The organism is Bacteroides ihuae, assembly GCF_900104585.1.
In the GTDB taxonomy this organism is placed as follows: Bacteria; Bacteroidota; Bacteroidia; order Bacteroidales; family Bacteroidaceae; genus Bacteroides; species Bacteroides ihuae.
In genome coordinates this window covers 467,341-487,089 of the sequence record NZ_FNVX01000006.1, presented here as the reverse complement: position 1 = coordinate 487,089, position 19,749 = coordinate 467,341, and the positions used below count along the sequence as shown (strand labels likewise).

At 40.1% G+C, this 19,749-nt stretch carries 14 protein-coding genes; 6 read left to right on the top strand and 8 right to left on the bottom strand.

Annotated elements, in window-relative coordinates; translation table 11 throughout:
• Nucleotides 1–6: 6 nt before the first annotated feature.
• The 5 genes from BQ5338_RS12785 (at nt 7) to BQ5338_RS12765 (ending at nt 9,556) form a co-directional block, all read left to right on the top strand.
• The gene (locus BQ5338_RS12785; protein WP_071147216.1) at nt 7–1,497 is read left to right on the top strand and encodes a RagB/SusD family nutrient uptake outer membrane protein; all 1,491 of its coding nucleotides are present in this window, start codon (nt 7–9) and stop codon (nt 1,495–1,497) included.
• 22 nt (nt 1,498–1,519) lie between these two features.
• A complete protein-coding gene (locus tag BQ5338_RS12780; protein ID WP_071147215.1) occupies nt 1,520–3,016 on the top strand; it encodes a SusE domain-containing protein in 1,497 nt (498 codons plus the stop codon).
• Between the two features lie 73 nt (nt 3,017–3,089).
• Entirely contained in the window at nt 3,090–4,868 is a 1,779-nt protein-coding gene (locus tag BQ5338_RS12775) for an endo-dextranase (RefSeq protein ID WP_071147214.1), read from the top strand.
• A gap of 14 nt (nt 4,869–4,882) precedes the next feature.
• Nucleotides 4,883–7,378, top strand: a complete 2,496-nt coding sequence (locus BQ5338_RS12770; RefSeq protein ID WP_071147213.1) for a glycoside hydrolase family 31 protein — start codon at nt 4,883–4,885, stop codon at nt 7,376–7,378.
• A 21-nt stretch (nt 7,379–7,399) separates the two neighbouring features.
• A complete protein-coding gene (locus BQ5338_RS12765) occupies nt 7,400–9,556 on the top strand; it encodes a glycoside hydrolase family 97 protein (protein WP_071147212.1) in 2,157 nt (718 codons plus the stop codon).
• A 321-nt stretch (nt 9,557–9,877) separates the two neighbouring features.
• Here BQ5338_RS12765 and BQ5338_RS12760 read toward each other — a convergent pair whose 3' ends face one another.
• Genes BQ5338_RS12760 through BQ5338_RS12745 form a run of 4 tightly spaced genes read right to left on the bottom strand, consistent with a single transcriptional unit; the run spans nt 9,878 to nt 13,207 of the window.
• Nucleotides 9,878–10,465 (bottom strand): aminotransferase class IV family protein, encoded by a 588-nt coding sequence (locus BQ5338_RS12760; protein WP_071147211.1) that lies wholly within the window; start codon nt 10,463–10,465, stop codon nt 9,878–9,880.
• Nucleotides 10,449–11,435, bottom strand: coding sequence for an aminodeoxychorismate synthase component I (locus BQ5338_RS12755; protein ID WP_071147210.1), 987 nt, complete (start codon nt 11,433–11,435; stop codon nt 10,449–10,451). The genes BQ5338_RS12760 and BQ5338_RS12755 overlap by 17 nt, the downstream gene beginning before the upstream one ends.
• Nucleotides 11,436–11,464: 29 nt before the next feature.
• Nucleotides 11,465–11,968 (bottom strand): NUDIX hydrolase, encoded by a 504-nt coding sequence (locus tag BQ5338_RS12750; RefSeq protein ID WP_071147869.1) that lies wholly within the window; start codon nt 11,966–11,968, stop codon nt 11,465–11,467.
• 12 nt (nt 11,969–11,980) lie between these two features.
• Nucleotides 11,981–13,207 (bottom strand): S-adenosylmethionine:tRNA ribosyltransferase-isomerase, encoded by a 1,227-nt coding sequence (locus BQ5338_RS12745; protein WP_071147209.1) that lies wholly within the window; start codon nt 13,205–13,207, stop codon nt 11,981–11,983.
• Nucleotides 13,208–13,277: 70 nt separating this feature from the next.
• Between BQ5338_RS12745 and BQ5338_RS12740 the strand changes: the two genes are divergently transcribed.
• Nucleotides 13,278–14,318, top strand: coding sequence for a DUF2027 domain-containing protein (locus BQ5338_RS12740; protein ID WP_071147208.1), 1,041 nt, complete (start codon nt 13,278–13,280; stop codon nt 14,316–14,318).
• 67 nt (nt 14,319–14,385) lie between these two features.
• Here BQ5338_RS12740 and BQ5338_RS12735 read toward each other — a convergent pair whose 3' ends face one another.
• The 4 genes from BQ5338_RS12735 to BQ5338_RS12720 all read right to left on the bottom strand — a co-directional run bounded on the left by BQ5338_RS12735 (nt 14,386) and on the right by BQ5338_RS12720 (nt 19,735).
• Nucleotides 14,386–14,739: a hypothetical protein gene (locus BQ5338_RS12735; RefSeq protein ID WP_071147207.1), complete on the bottom strand. Its 354-nt coding sequence runs from the start codon at nt 14,737–14,739 to the stop codon at nt 14,386–14,388.
• A gap of 410 nt (nt 14,740–15,149) precedes the next feature.
• Nucleotides 15,150–16,157: a DUF4249 domain-containing protein gene (locus BQ5338_RS12730; RefSeq protein ID WP_071147206.1), complete on the bottom strand. Its 1,008-nt coding sequence runs from the start codon at nt 16,155–16,157 to the stop codon at nt 15,150–15,152.
• A 6-nt stretch (nt 16,158–16,163) separates the two neighbouring features.
• Nucleotides 16,164–18,860, bottom strand: coding sequence for a TonB-dependent receptor (locus tag BQ5338_RS12725; RefSeq protein ID WP_071147205.1), 2,697 nt, complete (start codon nt 18,858–18,860; stop codon nt 16,164–16,166).
• Nucleotides 18,857–19,735, bottom strand: a complete 879-nt coding sequence (locus tag BQ5338_RS12720; protein ID WP_071147204.1) for a FecR family protein — start codon at nt 19,733–19,735, stop codon at nt 18,857–18,859. Before BQ5338_RS12720 ends, BQ5338_RS12725 begins: the two co-directional genes overlap by 4 nt.
• Between the last annotated feature and the right edge of the window lie 14 nt (nt 19,736–19,749).

The window sequence follows — 19,749 nt, the reverse complement described above, 5'->3', positions numbered from 1 at the left end:
GATAATATGAAAAAAATATCAAACATACTATTGATGCTGGTACTTGTAACTTTGGCATCATGCAGCGATTTTCTGGATAAAGCTCCTACCGATGCCGTAGATCCGGAATCGGAGGTAACAGACGGAGTGGCTGAGGCATTGACTACTGCCTGTTACAGATCTCTCCAATCGTCTAACTTATATAATCAACGTATCTGGTGTCTTGATATTATTGCCGGAAACAGCGAAGTTGGTGGCGATGGTGCTACAGATGGTGTGGAAACTATTCAGGCTTCTAATTTTACTACTTTGAGTGATAACGGATATGCACTTTATGTATGGCGCTCTCCATGGGTAGGCATCGGACGCTGCAATATTGTTCTCAACAATCTGCCAGGTGCTAACGTAACGGAAAGTCTTAAGAATCGCTGCATGGGGGAGGCCTACTTTCTGCGTGCTCACTATTATTATATTCTGGTTCGTTTGTATGGTGGTGTGCCTTTGAGGCTGAAGCCTTATGTAGCGGGTCAGTCTACTGCTATTGCGCGTAATACAAAGGATGAGGTGTATGCACAGATTATTTCTGATTGTAAGAATGCCATTGAATTGCTTCCGGCCAAGAGTGAATATGCGGCAGAAGATAAAGGACGTGCCTGCAAAGATGCTGCACTGACTATGCTTGCCGATATTTACCTCACTTTAGCTCCTGATAATGCTAGTTATTACAGTGAGGTGGTTAAACTGTGCAATGAGGTTACTGCATTGGGCTACGATTTATCTACATGCAATTATGCTGATAATTTTGACCCGTTAAAAAACAATCAGGCGGAATCTATTTTTGAGGTTCAGTATTCAGGTAATACTAAATTTAATTTTTGGGGAGCTGATGCTCAGTCGTCATGGCGGTCTACTTTTATGGGGCCCCGTAATTCGGGAATGGTAGCCGGTGCTTATGGGTGGAATCAGCCTACTCAGGAGTTTGTGGATCAGTATGAAAAGGGCGATTTGCGTAAAGATGTGACTATTTTTTATGATGGTTGTGAACCTTTCGATAGTATAGAATATAAGAAAACGTGGTCGTATACCGGATATAATGTACGTAAGTTTCTTGTATCTAAAGATATAGCTAAAGAATCGGTGAACGATCCTGCTAACTTTGTTGTCTATCGCTATGCCGATGTGTTGCTGAAGAAAGCAGAAGCGCTAAATGAACAGGGGCTGACTTCACAAGCTGCCGCACCGTTGAACGTTGTACGCAAACGTGCCGGATTAGCGGACGTTTTAACTACTTTGTCGAAAGAGGATATGTGCGAAAAAATTATTCATGAGCGCAGAATGGAACTGGCTTTTGAGGGACATCGCTGGTTTGATATGATTCGTATCAACAATGGTGAGTATGCTCTTTCATTCCTTAAATCAATAGGTAAGAGTAATGTAACAAAAGAACGTCTTCTGTTGCCTATACCGCTAACAGAGATGGACTCAAATACACTGATAACACAGAATCCTGGTTATTAACAGACTAATACTAGCAAGAATTATGAAACAGAATATATATAAAATACTTTTCTTCCTCACAGGCTGTATGTTTTTGACAGCTTGTATTGAGGATTATGCTGAACTGGATAAAGGAAGCGATGTGCTTACTCTTACAGCAAGCACGCAGGTGCTGGTACTGAATGAAATAAATCATGCAGATGATGCACTTACTTTAAAGTGGACTTTCGGAACAAACTATGGAACCGGTAACAAAATTACTTATAAGCTAGAGGTGGCAAAGACAGGAACCAATTTTGCTAATGCGTATTCTGAAAGTTTGGGTAGCGGTGTTTATGAATGGAAAAAGACTGTAGAAGAGTTGAATACCTTATTGAATGATAAGTTGGGAATTGCTGTTGGAACAAAGGTAGACCTTGAAGCGCGTATTACCGCTTCTGTGGTAGGTGCGGAAGAAACGTCGGCACAGACTTCATCGGCTTTATTTTCTGTTACCACTTACAAGCCTGTAACCACTACGCTTTATCTGATTGGTGATGCAACGCCTACCAGTTGGAGCGCTTCCGGCCCTACAGAAATGGAACGCTCCGAAACAGGTGTTTTTACATGGACGGGTAAGTTAACCGGTGGTAACTTTAAGTTTATCACAACGAAGGGTGAGTTCTTGCCGTCATACAATAAAGCTGAGTCTGCTGATGGATTGAAGCTCGTTTATCGTTCATCCGATTCTGACCCTGACGGACAGTTTACAATAACCAAAGATGCAATATATCTTGTAACGGCTGATTTGCTGAACTTAACGCTTACTGTGACTGAAACAGATGGAAGTGCTGTACGTTTTGAAAAGGTGTACTTCGTGGGTTCTTTTACTAACTGGGCATTTGTACAAATGGTAAAAGATCCGCTACGCATAAATCTATTCCACTATGGCGACGTGTTTGAGTGGAACAATGGCGGTGAGTTTAAATTTGGTACAGTTAATGATTGGGCCGATATGTTGACTGCCGGTGAAGCCAATGCTCCTTATACAAGCACATCTGTAGTTTACAATAGTAAGGATGACAATAAATGGCTTATGAAGGAGTCTGAGTGTGGCAAGGCATATAAGATTGCACTTGATGTAACGAATAAGAAAGAAAAAATGGTGATGAAGCCATTTACTCCTTATGCAGGTCTCTATCTGGTAGGTAGTGCTTCGCCTTCTGCTTTTGTTTTAGCCAATGCGACAGCTATGGAGGCAACTGCCAGTCCGTATGAATTTACTTGGAGAGGACTATTAAGTATCGGTGAGTTAAAAATATCATGTGATAAAAAAACGGATTGGAACGGTGCTTGGTTTATGCCCGATACAAAAGACAAAGCACCTTCGGGAACAACCGAAAACATGTTGTTTGTTGATAAATCGAGCACTGATTTCGCCGCTTTGTATCCGGACGTAAATTTGGGAGATGTGGATATGAAATGGAAAATTACTGTAGCAGGGATGTACGTAATTACCGCAAATCAATTGAAGGAGACTATTTCAATAGTGAAGCAATAGGTAGAGTTAAATAAATGAGAGCGACTGGTGGGTAGTCATCAGCCGGTCGCTCTTCATCTTAAAAGATAGGATAATGGGCAGATTTACATATGTATTTATTACGATGTTATTTTTCACGTCTTGTAGCAAAGGCGAAGAACCCGGACAAGGTGGCGGAGAATCAGGCGGTGTTATCAAAGTGACTACTGTCAAATCGGGCCTGACTGTGGATATTTCTACTGATAAAGCTTGCTATAAGCCGGGAGAGGCGATTTTGTTCACTGCCGATAATGTATCAGCGGGCACGAAAGTCCGTTACCGGCACCTGACAACGGTGATTGAAGAGAAAAGTCTGAGTTCGGCAACATGGACATGGAGTGCTCCGTCGAATGATTTTACGGGATATATGGTGGATCTGTACCAGACAGAATCTGACGGAACGGAGGTGATTCTTGGCTCTGTTGCCATAGATGTTTCCAGTGATTGGACACGTTTTCCTCGATATGGATTCGTGGCTACTTTCGGTCAGGATAAAACAGATGAAGTAACGCGCGAAGAGATGGCTTACCTGAGTAGGCATCACATCAACGGAGTACAGTTTCAGGACTGGCATAAAAAGCATCATTGGCCTTTGGGTGGCACAAGAGAGAAGTTGGACGATACATATACCGACATTGCCAATCGTACTATTTACACAAGTGCTGTGAAAAACTATATTAAAGCGCAGCATGAGTTTGGAATGAAATCTATGCTTTACAATTTGTGTCTCGGTGCTTTGTCCGATGCGGCTACCGATGGTGTGAAGGAGGAGTGGTATCTTTTTAAAGATGCTTCTCACACTTCCAAAGATAGTCATGATTTGCCAAGTAGTTGGAAGAGCGATATCTATCTGGTTAATCCGGCTAATATGGAGTGGCAAGAGTATATGGCTCAGCGTAATGATGATGTATATACCAATCTTGATTTCGATGGTTATCAGATAGATCAGTTGGGACAACGCGGTACTCTGTATGATTATAGTGGTGCAACAGTGAATCTGCTGAAAGGATATGCTTCGTTTATTGAAGCAATGAAGACTGCGCATCCTGATAAGCGATTGGTGATGAATGCGGTTAGCAGTTATGGGGCTAAACAAATAGCAGAAACAGGGAAGGTTGATTTTCTCTATAACGAGGTTTGGAGCGATGAAGCTGACTTTGATGATCTGAAAACGATTGTCAAAGCAAACAATGTGTATGGAAGTGATAAATTGAAAACGGTTTTTGCTGCGTATATGAATTATAACATTGCCGATTCCAAGGGGGTATTTAATACTCCGGGGATATTGCTTACCGATGCGGTGATGTTTGCTCTGGGTGGTTCGCACTTGGAACTTGGAGGTGATCACATGCTGTGTAAAGAGTATTTCCCGAACAGTAATTTATCGATGAACACGGTTCTGAAAACAGCTATGACGCATTATTATGATTTTATGACGGCTTATGAGAATCTGCTCAGAGACGGTGGTACTGAAAACGTAGTGAACTTGAGCACGACAAATGCAAAGGTGAAACTGTCTGTCTGGCCTCCAAAGGTAGGATATGTCACTGCTTTATCAAAGGTAGTGGATAACAGGCAAGTGATTCACTTAATTAATTTTTCTCAGGCAAATAATGTGAGTTGGCGCGATTTGAACGGTGACATGCCTGAACCGAACCTGCTGTCGGCACTTCCTTTGCAATTGACTTCGAATGGTAAGGTGAACAAAATATGGGTGGCTTCGCCCGATGTACACGGTGGTGTGCCGCAGGAACTGGCCTTTGTGCAGAAAGACGGAACGATTTCGTTTGTGCTGCCTTCGCTGAAGTATTGGTCAATGGTGGTGCTTGAATAATAAAAAAGATTGGAATGAAAAACAGACTATTAATTATAGCCCTTGGCTTATTATTGAACTTGCCGCTTATGGCAAATGTTTCGAGAAATTGCTCCTCTTATTTTTTGCAGGGAAACCAGGTGATTTTTCACTTAACGGATAGTGCAGGACTGCAACTACAGCTATGCAGTCAGTCGGTGGTAAAGATATGGTTCTCTCCGGATGGTAACTTTCAGCGGAAGAGCTCTTCGTTTGCTGTTATAAATGAGCAATTAGAAAGTATAGATACTATTCGGGTAGAGGAACAACCTGCTTGCTATGAATTGTTTACTTCAAAGCTTCGCATCCGGGTAAATAAAAAGCCGTGCAGTCTGCAAATATTTGATAAGTATCAGAAACTGATATTCAGCGATTATGCAGATAAGGGGCATGTGAGCGAAGGTTCTAAAAAGATTGAATACAAAACGTTGAGACGCGACGAACACTTTTTTGGTTTGGGCGAGAAGACGGGTAAAATGGATCGCAGGGGAGAGGCTTATAAAATGTGGAACAGTGACAAGCCGTGCTACAGCATTGCCGAGGACCCTCTGTATAAGAGCATTCCGTTTTTTATGAGTAGCTATCACTATGGTCTGTTTTTAGATAATACGTATAAAACAGAGTTTAAGTTTGGTACCGAGAGCCGTGATTATTATAGTTTTGAAGCGCCCGACGGGGAGATGGTTTATTACTTTATCTTCGGCAAAGATTATAAGGAGATTATGGGTGAGTATGTGGAATTGACGGGTAAAGCCATTATGCCTCCCAAATGGGCGTTGGGCTTTGCACAATGTCGGGGCTTGCTGACGAACGAAAAGCTAACCCGCGATATAGCGAAAGGATATCGTAATCGTGGAATTCCTTGTGATATTATCTATCAGGATATTGGTTGGACACAGAACTTGCAGGATTTTGAGTGGCGGAAAGGTAACTATGAAAATCCGAGAAAGATGTTGTCGGACTTGAAGGAGATGGGCTTTAAGGTAATTGTCTCTCAGGATCCGGTGATTTCGCAGGCTAATGAGAAACAATGGAAAGAGGCCGATGCGATGGGTTATTTTGTGAAAGACAGTGTTACCGGAGAAAGTTATGATATGCCTTGGCCATGGGGTGGAAACTGTGGCGTTGTGGACTTTACTCTTCCTAAAGTGGCCGATTGGTGGGGAGCTTATCAACAAAAACCGATTGATGATGGCGTTGCCGGTTTCTGGACTGACATGGGCGAACCGGCATGGAGCAATGAAGACCAGACGGAGCGTTTGGTGATGAAGCATCATTTGGGAATGCACGATGAAATTCATAATGTATATGGACTGACTTGGGACAAGGTGGTGAAGGAACAATTTGAAAAACGTAATCCCGACCGTCGTGTATTCCAGATGACTCGCGCAGCTTATGCGGGTTTGCAGCGTTATACGTTTGGTTGGACAGGAGATAGTGGCAATGGAAATGATGTGCTACAAGGTTGGGGACAATTGGCGAACCAGATTCCTGTGACGTTATCGGCAGGATTGGGATTGATCCCGTTTGTGACTTGTGATATTACCGGTTATTGTGGCGATATTGAAGATTATCCGGCAATGGCCGAGCTCTATACCCGTTGGATACAGTTTGGAGCATTTAATCCGTTGAGCCGTATTCACCATGAAGGTGATGTGGCAGTTGAGCCGTGGCTATTTGGTGCTGAGGCTGAACAGAACGCGAAAGCTGCCATCGAACTGAAATACCGTTTGATGCCCTATATTTATACCTATGCCCGCGAGGCTCATGATAAGGGATTACCTATTATGCGCCCGATGTTTATGGAATATCCGCTTGATGCGGAAACGGTTGGTACAGATGCGCAGTTCATGTTTGGCAAAGAGCTACTGGTGGCTCCTGTTGTGAAAAAGGGTGCTCGTACTAAAAACGTTTATTTGCCCGAAGGAAAATGGATAAATTACAATAATAAACAAACCGTGTTGAATGGTGAACAATGGACAACTGTTGATGCTCCGCTGAATGTTATTCCGATGTTTGTGAAACAGGGTTCTATTATACCAACGATGCCTGTGCTGAACTATACAAACGAGAGAGAGGTCTACCCTATAACCTTTGAGGTGTTTCCTGCGCAAGAGGGAGAGATCGCGCAGTTCTCTTTGTACGAAGATGAGGGCGAGGATTTAGGTTATCAGCGTGATGAGTTTATGAAGACTCCCATTAGTTTCCAGACATTGGCCAAGAGATACGAACTTACGTTGTTTGCTCGTGAGGGCAAGGGATATCAGACTCCGGGGAAGCGTAATTTTGTGTTTGCTGTTTATACATCTGCGGTTCCTAAACAGATAACGATGGACGGAAAGAAGTTGAAGAAAGTAAAAGTTGCCGTTTTCAATGAAAGTATTGAAGGTAATACGGAATCTATTACTTGGACATGGGATAAAGAGGCTCATGTTTGCAAGGTGAAATTGCCCGACGTAGGTGTGCAAAAACAGGTGCTTATCAATTACTAAATTTAAAATTAGATAGACAGAATGAAAAAGGTATTATTGGGTATAGCATTACTTTTTTGGGCAGTAGCGATGAAAGCCGAACAGATAAAATCTCCGAATGGAGAGTTGGTGCTGAATTTTGAGGTAAAAGAGGGTGTGCCGGTATATGAATTAAGTTACAAGGGTAAGCCTGTTATAAAAGAGAGTAAATTAGGTCTTGAACTGAAGGGCGGAAATGCGCCTGTCTCTTTCAATGATTTTTCAAAATCAGGTAAAGTGGGTCAATCTTCTTTGTATAACGGCTTTGAATTAGTTGATTCTAAAACCACTACTTTTGATGAAACATGGCAACCTGTATGGGGTGAAGTGAAGAATATCAGAAACAACTACAACGAGTTGACAGTGAAACTGAACCAACCGGCAATGGATCGTTTTATTCTGATCCGTTTTAGGGTATACGATGATGGAATGGGATTCCGTTATGAGTTTCCGCAGCAAAAGAATCTGAACTATTTTGTAATTGCTGAGGAGCATTCTCAATTTGCCATGGCAGGCAATCATACTGCTTATTGGATTGCGGGAGATTACGATACGCAGGAGTATGACTATACAACGTCAAAGTTGACTGAAATAAGAGGACTGATGCAGGCATCTATTAGTAGCAATGCTTCTCAAACTCAATTTTCACCAACAGGTGTGCAGACCTCTTTGATGATGAAGAGTGATGACGGGCTATATATCAATCTGCATGAAGCTGCTTTGGTGGATTATTCTTGTATGCATCTAAATCTGGATGATAAGAACCTGGTATTTGAATCGTGGCTGACTCCTGATGCGTTGGGAAATAAAGGATATATGCAAACTCCGTGTAAATCGCCATGGAGAACGGTAATGGTAAGTGACGATGCCTGCAAAATTCTGGCTTCACATCTTATCTTGAATCTGAATGAGCCTTGTAAGATAAAAGATACTTCATGGATAAAACCGGTTAAGTATGTAGGTGTGTGGTGGGAAATGATTACCGGAAAAGGTTCTTGGGCATATACTGACGAACTGTCTTCTGTAAAGTTGGGCGAAACGGATTATACGAAGAGCAAACCGAACGGCAAGCATTCTGCTAATAATGAGAATGTGAGAAAATACATAGACTTTGCAGCTAAGAATGGTTTTGATCAGGTGCTGGTAGAGGGATGGAACGAAGGTTGGGAGGATTGGTTTGGGCACTCAAAAGATGATGTGTTTGATTTTGTGACTCCTTATCCCGATTTTGACGTGAAGATGTTACAGAATTATGCGAAGAGCAAAGGGGTTCGCTTGATGATGCACCATGAGACTTCTTCTTCAGTACGCAATTATGAAAGGCACATGGATAAAGCATATCAGTTTATGATAGACAATGGCTATAATGCAGTGAAGAGTGGTTATGTAGGGGATATCATTCCTCGTGGTGAACATCATTACGGGCAATGGATGAATAATCATTATCTGTATGCCGTAAAGAAGGCTGCCGATTATAAAATCATGGTGAATGCTCATGAGGCTGTTCGTCCTACCGGACTTTGCCGTACGTATCCTAACCTGATCGGTAATGAATCTGCCCGTGGTACGGAGTATGAAGCTTTTGGCGGAAGTCATCCGGATCATACCACCATCTTACCTTTCACTCGTTTGATGGGTGGTCCGATGGATTATACTCCGGGCATTTTTGAAACAAAAATATGGAAAGTGAATCCAAATAACAAATCATGGGTACGTACCACTTTGTGCCGCCAGTTGGCCTTGTATGTCACAATGTATAGTCCTTTGCAGATGGCGGCAGATCTTCCGGAAAACTACGAACGCTTTATGGATGCTTTTCAATTCATCAAAGATGTAGCAGTAGATTGGGATGATAGTAAGTATCTGGAAGCTGAACCGGGTGATTATATCACGGTAGCTCGCAAAGCGAAAGGTACTAATAACTGGTTTGTTGGTTGTACTAGTGATGAGAATGGACATCTCTCTAATCTGTCTCTTGATTTTCTTGATCCTGGAAAGAAGTATCAGGCAACTATTTATGCCGATGCAAAGGATGCTGATTATGAGAAGAATCCACAAGCCTATCAAATAACGCATCGTGTGGTAACGAATAAAACAAAATTGAAACTAAAAGCGGCTCCGGGAGGAGGATACGCAATCAGTTTGATGGAGACTAAATAATTGATCAACTCAGTTTGGGAATAAGGCTAAAGAAAGGAAACTAATTTTAGGTATAGTGTTTTTTATAGTCAACCAAATATAGAGATAAATAAAATCATAGTCAACTATTTCCAGGGAAGTACAGGGCAAATCTGGTGCGAATATTAGTTTCATAATATTCTTATACGTTGAGACAAAAGGTTTGACGTGTTGAAACTTTTTTTTCAGCACGTCAAACCTTTTGTCTCAACGTGAGAAAACCTTAGTTTCATTACTAGAAACAAAATGGCGAGTTGTACTTCCCTGGAATTATAAGCTATAGCTATTTATGAGAAGATTGGTTTAGAATATTTTGTCGGTACTGAAAACGATTTCACCGAAAGGAATCATTGCATTAAACAGGGCTATTTTTTGGTAGAAATACAACTCTTCCACACGAATCTGTTTTTCTTCTATTAATCCCTTGTCGAGGAGAAATGCTCTTTGAGTACCTTTAAGGAGTGGAGTGGATGGCGTAAACCAATCTTTTCCATCAAAGAGAGCTATATTGGCGATGGAAGTATCGGTTAGCAAACCATTCTTTACAATGAGCACGTCGTCTTGATTGCATCGTTGGGCAAAAAGACTATTGAGCGTGTCTCGGTCTGTGCTTTTGTGATGATAATCAATCACGTCTGAATTGATTAACTGCAAGGAATGAATAGGGCGAACGGTATATGGAGCATAAGTTACTTCTTCTATTTTCTCCTGATAAATCACTCTGCACTTTATGCGACCTTCACTTTGTGGGGGCATGATGTAGTCGAATAAATTGAGAGGTGATAACTGTCCGAAGTGCGCAGCACGAGTCTCGTTCATTCTTTTGTTGTGGTATGTAAGGTTACACACCACACCGTCTTCTATCCGTATCGTTTCAATAAATAGGCACATAAACTTTCTGTATCATTTCTAAATATTCATTTTTTGCATTACTTTGGCTAGTGACTCCACCTCCGCTTTTAAAGAATAGTTTGCCGTCCTTTTGTTCGATAAAGCGAATCATAACAGCACTATCAAAGTTTTCACCATCGAAATAACCGACTATACCAGAGTAAAACCCACGTTCATAATCTTCTGCCTCTGCTATAATTTCGACAGTTTTGGGTTTTGGTGCTCCGGTGATGGAGCCTGCTGGAAGAAGTTTGAAGAGTATCTCACCCAGATGTGAACCGTAATCGGGAGGAAGCTGTCCGCTGATTTCCGTACTTGTTTGCAAGATGGGGCCGTGGTTGGTTTGTATCGTTTCTACATACCGATAACGGCTTACACTCACTTGTTCGGCAACGATGCTGAGATCATTGCGAATAAGATCTGTGATGGTTGCATGTTCCGCCATTTCTTTAGGGTCGTTAAGGAGCTGCTCTTTTGCATCTGGCAAAGTTGCATCGATGGTTCCTTTCATTGGATAGGAATGGATTTTTCCCTTGTTTATTCGGATGAAAATTTCCGGCGAGAAGCAAACTAATTCATCTTTCAGCCAGACTTTGTATGGAGCTTTCGAGTAAATGAATAGATCTTTCAGGTTCAGGTCGGTAGATATCGGAGTCCGGCAGGTCAGGTTTGTGAGAAAACTGTTTCCTAATAGGATGTTTTTATGGACGATATCGAAAGAGTGTTTATAGGCAGTGAATGGGATAGGCTGAGATTGCCAGCAGATATTTTTCTTTTGCTCTTTCCCTGAAGGGATGCTGTAATTGCTATGCCCGTTTACGCTATAAAGCAGTGTTGCGGGGTCAATATGACATACCTCCTCAATAAAAGAACAATCTTGTTTGTAGTTTATAATGCACACAAACGGCTTTTGGGAATTAGCAAGCAGATTTATGCGTTTAATAGCTTCTACTTTAGTGTATGTTTGCATTTTCTCAACATATTATGTTGCGAGGTTTTTTATAGCAAGTTGATTCTCTCTACCTCTCCTTCAAAGTTTGGCGTGAAAATACCTTTGCCTATATTCGCTTTTATCTCCTTAATACTCCAGAAGCGTCCACCATCCAGCTCGTCGCTAGGTGAGATAACGCCATCATATACCGTTTTGTGAGTAAAGACCATCTCTCGTTCGCGGGTAGATTCAAAAATGTAATGAGCGAGTTGCTGAGGAATGAAATCGGTTATACCCAGCTCCTCTACAGCTTCTCGCTTTAGAGCAATCTCTATACTCTCGCCCAAGTCTACATGTCCGCCCACGGAAGTATCCCATTTGCCGGGTTGTACGTCTTTCCATTCAGGACGTTTCTGTAGATAAAGCTCTCCTTTGGAGTTAAATACATGTAGATGAATGACGGGATGTAGCAGCATGCTTCCACTATGGCACTCTCCCCGAGTGGCAGAGTTGATAATGTTTCCATCTTCGTCTACGATAGGAAAAATTTCTTGCTTATTGTCTTGATTCATATAGAACATTTATTAGGGAATTAATAAGGAAGAATCACCATAGCTCAGGAAACGGAAATCGTGGCTTAGGGCATAGTTGTATATAGCCTTCCAGTTGCCTTTTACAAAAGCTGAAACAAGTAGCAACAGTGTACTTTGTGGCTGATGGAAATTTGTTACCATTGCTTTTACTATCTTGTATTCATATCCCGGGGCAATGATAATTTGAGTACTGGTATGCAAAGTCTCCATGCTGTGGCGGTCGAGATAGCTAATGATGCATTGCAAAGCTTCTACCGGAGGGATTTCTGAATTGCTTGCTGCTTCGTATGGCTGCCATTGTTGTACATGCAATTCACTCTCCTGCGCATCGGGGTTATTAAAAAGTGTAACGCCAATATGATATAAGCTTTCTAGTGTACGTACGGAAGTAGTTCCTACGGCAATGGCTTCTGCATGATGTTCTATTAACTTCTCCAATGTGCTGCGAGATACAGAAATGTATTCTGTATGCATTGCGTGCCCTTTTATTTCTTCACTTTTCACAGGTTTAAATGTTCCGGCACCTACGTGCAAAGTCAATTCTTCGCAGTCTACTCCTTTTTCTTTGAGAGCATCTAATACGCGGGGAGTAAAGTGTAAACCGGCAGTAGGAGCGGCTACCGATCCTTTTATTTTTGAATAAACCGTTTGATAAGTATTTTTATCACTCTCCTGTGTTTCACGGTTTAGGTATGGAGGAATGGGCAGTTCGCCAAATTCTTCCAGTATGTCGGCAAAAGTTATTTCAGAGTCGTTCCAGATAAAATCGATCCAATGGCTTGTTCCATGATATTTTCCCCGCAAAGCAGTGAGAATAATTTTTTTTCCTTTCACCGTTATTTTCTTGTGCAGATCACCTTCTTTCCATTTTTTTAGATTGCCAATCATGCATAACCAAGCAGCATGTTGAGTTTGCTGAAAATTGAGTACGTAATCATTGGGTGCGATTGGTTCCAGACAGAAGATTTCTATTAATGCGCCGGTCTCTTTTCTGAAATGGAGCCTGGCCTGAATCACCTTTGTGTTGTTGAAGATCATCAGACTGCCTTGCGGTAGGTAAGATGGCAGTGAAGTGAACAAATCTTCTGTAATCTCACCATGGCGGTAGACGAGTAGTTTCGATTGATCTCTTATTGGTAAGGGAAACTTAGCGATGCGTTCATCCGGAAGTGGATAATTATATTCGCTGATTCGTATATGTTTAGGGTTTTCTTTCATGATTCCTTTCTTTCTTCGGCAAAAGTAGCGATATTTGCTGATATAAAGAATCAAATCAGTAAATGAGCTTATGAAAATTGGAGATAAAGTACGATTCCTTAGCGAAGTTGGTGGAGGAATTGTGAAAAGTTTTCGGGGTAAAGATATCGTGTTGGTTGAAGATGCCGATGGTTTTGATATTCCAATGCTTGCTCGCGAATGTGTAGTGATAGAAACAGATGACTATAATTTGAAACGAAAATCTGCACCTGTTGCTAAGCCGGTGGAGGTGAAGATGAGTAAACCTGAAATAACTCCTCGTCCGGTAGAAATGCGTGGAGGAGACAGTCTGAATGTAGTTCTTGCTTTTGTGCCTGTTGACGTGAAAACGATCAGTAGCACCTCGTTTGAGGCATATTTAGTAAATGATAGTAATTACTATATCTATTATACCTATCTGAGTGCTGAAGGTAAAGCGTGGAAGACTCGTTCTCATGGTTTACTTGAACCGAATACAAAGTTTCTGCTGGAAGAATTCTCAAAAGAGATTCTGAATGAAATGGAGCGACTGGGTGTAGAACTCATTGCATTCAAAGACGGCAGAACGTTTGCGCAAAAGCCATCGGTTAGTGTGGAATTGCGGATTGATACCGTGAAATTCTACAAGTTACATACTTTTCATGAATCGACCTATTTTGTGGAACCTGCTCTAATTTACGACATTGTGAAAAATGATATTCCTGTTAAGCAGGTGTATGTGTTGGCCGATGAAATTCAAATGGCATTATTGCAAAAAAAAGAAGTTGATAGACCTAAACTCCAGCCTTTGGTGAAGCATGATGTGAAAAATTCAATTTTAGAAGTTGATTTGCACATCAATGAACTGTTGGATGATACGAAGGGGATGAGCAACAGTGAGATATTGAATTATCAGTTAGGAAAGTTTCGAGAAGTGATGGAGGAATACAAGAGCAAACGTGAACAGAAGATCGTTTTTATTCATGGAAAAGGGGATGGAGTGTTGCGCAAAGCTGTTTTGGAGGAGCTTAAACGTAAATACGGTGCATGCAAGTCTCAGGACGCATCGTTTCAAGAATATGGCTTTGGAGCTACTATGGTGACGATAAAATAAGCATAAAAAAAGGGTATTCTCAGCAGAAGCTGCAATACCCTTTTTTCTATAATTTAATCTGTTGATCTTATTTCAATTCAATTCCTTTGTTTTGCAAAGTAATGTTCAGAACTGTAGTATACTTACTATACTGTTCTGGAGAAAGAGTCTTTTTCATCAATTTCAAGTTACCGTAAACTGCATTTTTAAGCAATTCGTCTTGTTTCTTTGATGAGTTACTTGCTTTTCCCATCTGTTCTGTGAAATAATCAGAGATGTTAGCAACTTCTTCTGTCTGAGCAGAAGTCAGTTTCAAATATTTGCTCAACTTATTTACGTTGATGTTACCTTCCCATTTTGCAGTCGTAGGTTGATTCCCTGCTGCAAATGAACTAGCAGCCAGGCAGAGGGCTGCCACTAATGTTAATCCTAATCTTTTCATAATCCCTACTTTTTAATTGTTATACCTAAAAACTAATACTTATTGAAAACTTATTTTCCTTTTTTACTTATGCAAAGATAAGAATATGTTTTATAACATGAAAAATAAACGAGGAAAAATATGTTGTATAGCATGTTTTATTGATGTATGTCAAGCCGGACTTGGGTAAATGCTACTTTTTTAGATAATAATGAAATATAATTGTAATATGAGGAGGGCATTGTTCGCTAATTGACACTTTAGATGACTAGTTGACGGAAAAAAGATAATTCACCTCTCTCGAATATTCGAGAGAGGTGAATATGCTGAACAGATTGGAGCGGATAGCCCGCATTTCACTTTATACTCTTGCTGAAGCAGTAATAAGGCAAAGATATAGAAGTGAGAGGAGAATAATAGTTTAGTGTATATTATTGGTGGAACGTCTGGACAGGTAGATGTAGTAAGTACCGATGTTCGGCAGATACTCCTACAAACCCTATTCCACCTTGTACGTTGCTGGGAATTTTTATCGGTTCATTTATTCCTTCTATATATGTATCGGAATCTATAATATTAAGAGCCTTCAGGTAATAATACTCGACCTCGGTGATGCTTAGCAGACGAACTGTAACGTCAACTTGGGCCTGATTAACATTCTCGTATGATAACCATGTTTCCTTTAAAGAGCTACCATAAATAGTCATCGTATATTCTTTATTGGTAAAGCGACCGTCGTCGAATACATTATAAATGTTTCTTGTTTCTTCAAAAAGGCTATTGTCTTCGTCATCACTAGTCATAGGATGCCCATCAGTTAAGACCACATCTTCGCGCGTGACCATATAGTAGCTTTTGGATATTGTGGTTGTATCTTGGTTATTATAATATTGTGTAACATTCAAGCTTGTTTGTTGCTCTAAAATAATTCGATAGAAGTTTGTTTCATTTTCCCTATCCTTGATTCGTATTTTATAACGCATGTGGTCATTGAAGCCGTTTGAGGTTTTGAGCATTATGCTGCATGTATCTACACTTACTATTTGTGGACGTTGAGGCACGATGACCTCAGCCCAAGCATTGTAAGTGCTGCCATTGGCGTCCGCTTTTGCGTCAATTCTAATAACATCTCCCGGATGGAAGGCCGAAGTGATGAGGTATGTGCTTTGTACAATTGACTCATTCTGTTCATTGATAGGTTGAGCAGTCTCTATTAGTACGTTGTTCACATATACATTTACTGTTGCATCCTTAACATTGCTAAGCTGAGATTTACCGCTAAAATTGAGATATACTATATTTCTAACACTATCGGCATTAATAAGTGCATTGATGATAAGTTTAGAAGAGTTGTCTTTTATATTAAAAGGTATTTCATTCTCGCAAGCTGTTAGTGATATAAATAGTAGCGTAATGAGGTATGATATATTTTTTTTCATTCAGCTTTAAAATTTGTAGGTGTAAGTAATAGATGGAATGCAAGGCAAAATAGTAATCTTCTTGATTACCGGTTTTGAAATGGAATAGAACTCGCCAGACGATGTATTATAGTATTCTGTGGATGAATTTCTGCGATAGACAAAAGCTGGATTCATGGCGTTGTATACATTATATATACTAAAATTCCAGGTGCGAATGCCGTGCTTTGTTTTTTTGTTGATATTGAGGCTTACGTTCAATTTGTGGCTGGCAGGAAGTCGATAATTGTTGCGGTGTTCAATATAATCTTCTGTTCCTATCTGGCCGGCACCATAGCTATTGCTTTCGCTAGGCCGAATTACAGCAGTAACTTCTTCAGGAATGGTTGTTGTTCCACCGCTAGCAAAAGACCATGATGCACCGAAGTCAATGTGGTTGTTGAATTTATGGTTAACAGTAAGATTTGCACAGTGGCGTCTATCATTTCTATAAGGAAAACGTTCTCCATCATTGATGCCTCCTTTACTGAATTTTCGGTCACTCTTGTTCAAAGCGTATGAAATCCATCCGGTGGTGTTACCGATGGATTTTTGGGCCATAAGCTCTATACCTATTGAACGCCCATGTCCCATTTCAACTTTCTTTTCCCAGCCAGATGATGATCCAAAGAAACTGACCCCATCTTTATATTCTAACACGTTTTTCATATCCTTATAATATCCCTCAACGGAAATTTCCCATCCTTTGATGCCGGTGTAATAACTTCCCAGTGAGTATTGATGTGCTTGCATTGGCTTTATCTTATTGGTTACGGGTACCCATAAATCGGTAGGCATTGAAATTGTTGAGGATGAAAGTAAATGAACGTATTGGCCCATTTTTGTATAAGCGGCTTTTATTGCTAAATGTTCCATTAACTGATAGCGTGCAGAAATACGAGGTTGCACAGAGTAATAACTTTTTTTCTGGACATTGAACATAGAAAGGTGTATTCCTAAATTCATACGAAACTTTGGCGAAATGTCAAAATTATCTTCTAAATATGCTGATGCTTCATGGGCATACATATTACTGTTTGAAATGCTCTGGTAGATAGTGTCTTGGCGAATAGACTCTTCTTCTTTGTCGAAAATCTTAGAGGTCATTACTTCCGGGTGAAAGCTATGATATAAATATTCAGTGCCAAACTTAATATGATGGGTTGGTACAGGGTTGTAATCAAAATCGATTTGATAACTTAAATCACGAATTCCAGAGCGATAATCTGCATTGTAGATATTCTCATAAATACCTGTATTTCTGTTTCCTTTGTTCCACGATGTTGTGCTCATGTCGAGTTGGTAGTTGTTGTAGGCGATGGTGGTATTGCTAAATAGCTTATTGTTAAAAATGTAGTTCCATCTTCCTGACGCAATAATATTACCCCAATTAAGAGATGATTTATCCTTATACATAAGGTTCGAATAATCTCCGTCATCAGTGTCATTATAATGATAGTGGTCTTTTCCGTTGTAGAAGTTGACAAATAGGCGACTTCTATCTGAAAATTTATGGTTAACCTTTGCGTTGATATCATAGAAATAATAGCTAATTTTTTCATCTTCCGGCATGAATGGTTGTACTAATAAATCAAGATATGAGCGTCTAACCGAAATATTAAATGATGTGCGATCTTTAATGATAGGGCCTTCTAAATTTACTTTTGTCGATAGTAAACCTATGCTGACTACTCCGTGAAACGTTTTCATATCTCCGTCATTGCTTCTAATATCAACAACAGAAGAGAGGCGTCCACCAAAGCGGGCGGGGAAAGAGCCTTTAAACAGGGTTACCTTTTTTACGGATTCAGGCGTAAATACAGAAAAAAAACCAAACAAATGCTCTACATTATATACAGGTACTCCGTCTAGCAATATTAAGTTTTGATCGGGACCACCCCCTCGTACATATAACCCTGATGATCCCTCTATTCCTGTTTGCACGCCAGGCATCATTTGTATTGTTTTAAATACGTCAGTTTCGCCGAGCAAACTAGGTGTGTTCTTTATCTGTACCATAGGCACTTCGCTGGCACTCATTTGAGTCGCTATTATACCCGATTCTACTTTATCTGATAATACGACAACTTCTTGTAGTTGATTGTTGCTTTTCATTCGTATATTTAACAAGGTGTCTTTGTTTAAATAGAGAATATGTTTCCTTGAGTTATAACCTAAGTACGAGAAATTGATTTCAGTGCTACCTTCGGGCAATGTAATGCTGTAAAAGCCGTAAGGATTGGTACTCGTGCCTTGGCGATGACGACTCTCCAGAATATTTGCACCAATCAGAGTTTCTGCAGACACTTCATCTGTTACATATCCGCTGATTGTAAATTTCCGACTTACGGCTTTCTCTTTTTTTACTTGCAGAATGATGTGTTTCCCTGCAATTTTATAGCTAACAGACTCATTAGCAAAAACGAGATCAAGAATTTCTGGCAAAGTTTTGTTCTCTACCTTAATTGTGATCAGATGTTTAAGCTTGACCTCCTCACTATAAATAAATGAAAATCCGGTTGAATTCTCTATTTGTGTTGTAAACGCTTGAAGGTTTGCTCGTTTGATGTTGAGAATGAGTTTAGTTCCTATTGACTGTGCATGAATGTGCGGCAGGGCAATAGTCATTGTACATATCAGAAATAATATTCTGATATGGTGGAAATGTAATGTTGATTTTTTCATTTCAGTTTAGTCGTAATACGTATTAGTTTGTCATCTTGTGAATAGTTGAATTCTCCCGCAGTCTGGAGCAATTTGAGTATTTGCTCTAAGCTTTCTTCATTATTGAACCGTGCAGTTAGTCTATAATTTTGTAATGATTGGTCGGGTATTTGTATTGTTACTCCGAAAGAATTAGATAATTTTCTGGTAATTTCTTTTAGAGGGAGGTTATTGAATATAAAGAGACCTTTTTGCCATGCAATTTCGTTAGACACCTTTTGACCTGTTTCGTGAATAATCTTTTTCTTTAGTTTATTATAAATTGCACTTTCATTGGGGTTTAGTATAATAGAGGAGGAATTGTCTTTACTTTTTATAGAGACCGATCCTTCAAATAGAGTTGTTTTAATCTCATTGTTACTTTTGTATGCTTCTACATTGAAGTGCGTACCTAATACTTTTACATCTATAGCATCAGCACTGACGATGAAGGGATGCTTCTTATCTTTAGATACTTCGAAGTAGGCCTCACCATTTAAACTCACAATACGATCTTTATTGCTGAATTCTTTGGGATAGGTTAAGGAGGAGAAATGGTTTAATACAACTTTGCTCCCATCAGGCAACTGAATACTTTTTGTTTCAGCTAAGGTTGATGTTGTTAATATCTCTACAGGTTTGGTGTATTGATATACACTCCATGATAAAACACAAATTAGTGCTATTGCTGCTGCATATGCCAGAATAGAGACACTTAGAGTATGTGCTCGCTTACTAAATAGACGTTTTTCTATTTTTTTGTAACTCTCGGTTGCTGAATAGATTCCGTGTGGTGATTTAGTGGAAGCTATTAGCTTATCGAGGAGCTCGTTTAATTGATTGTCGCTAAGTTTCATCTTTTTGCACTGTT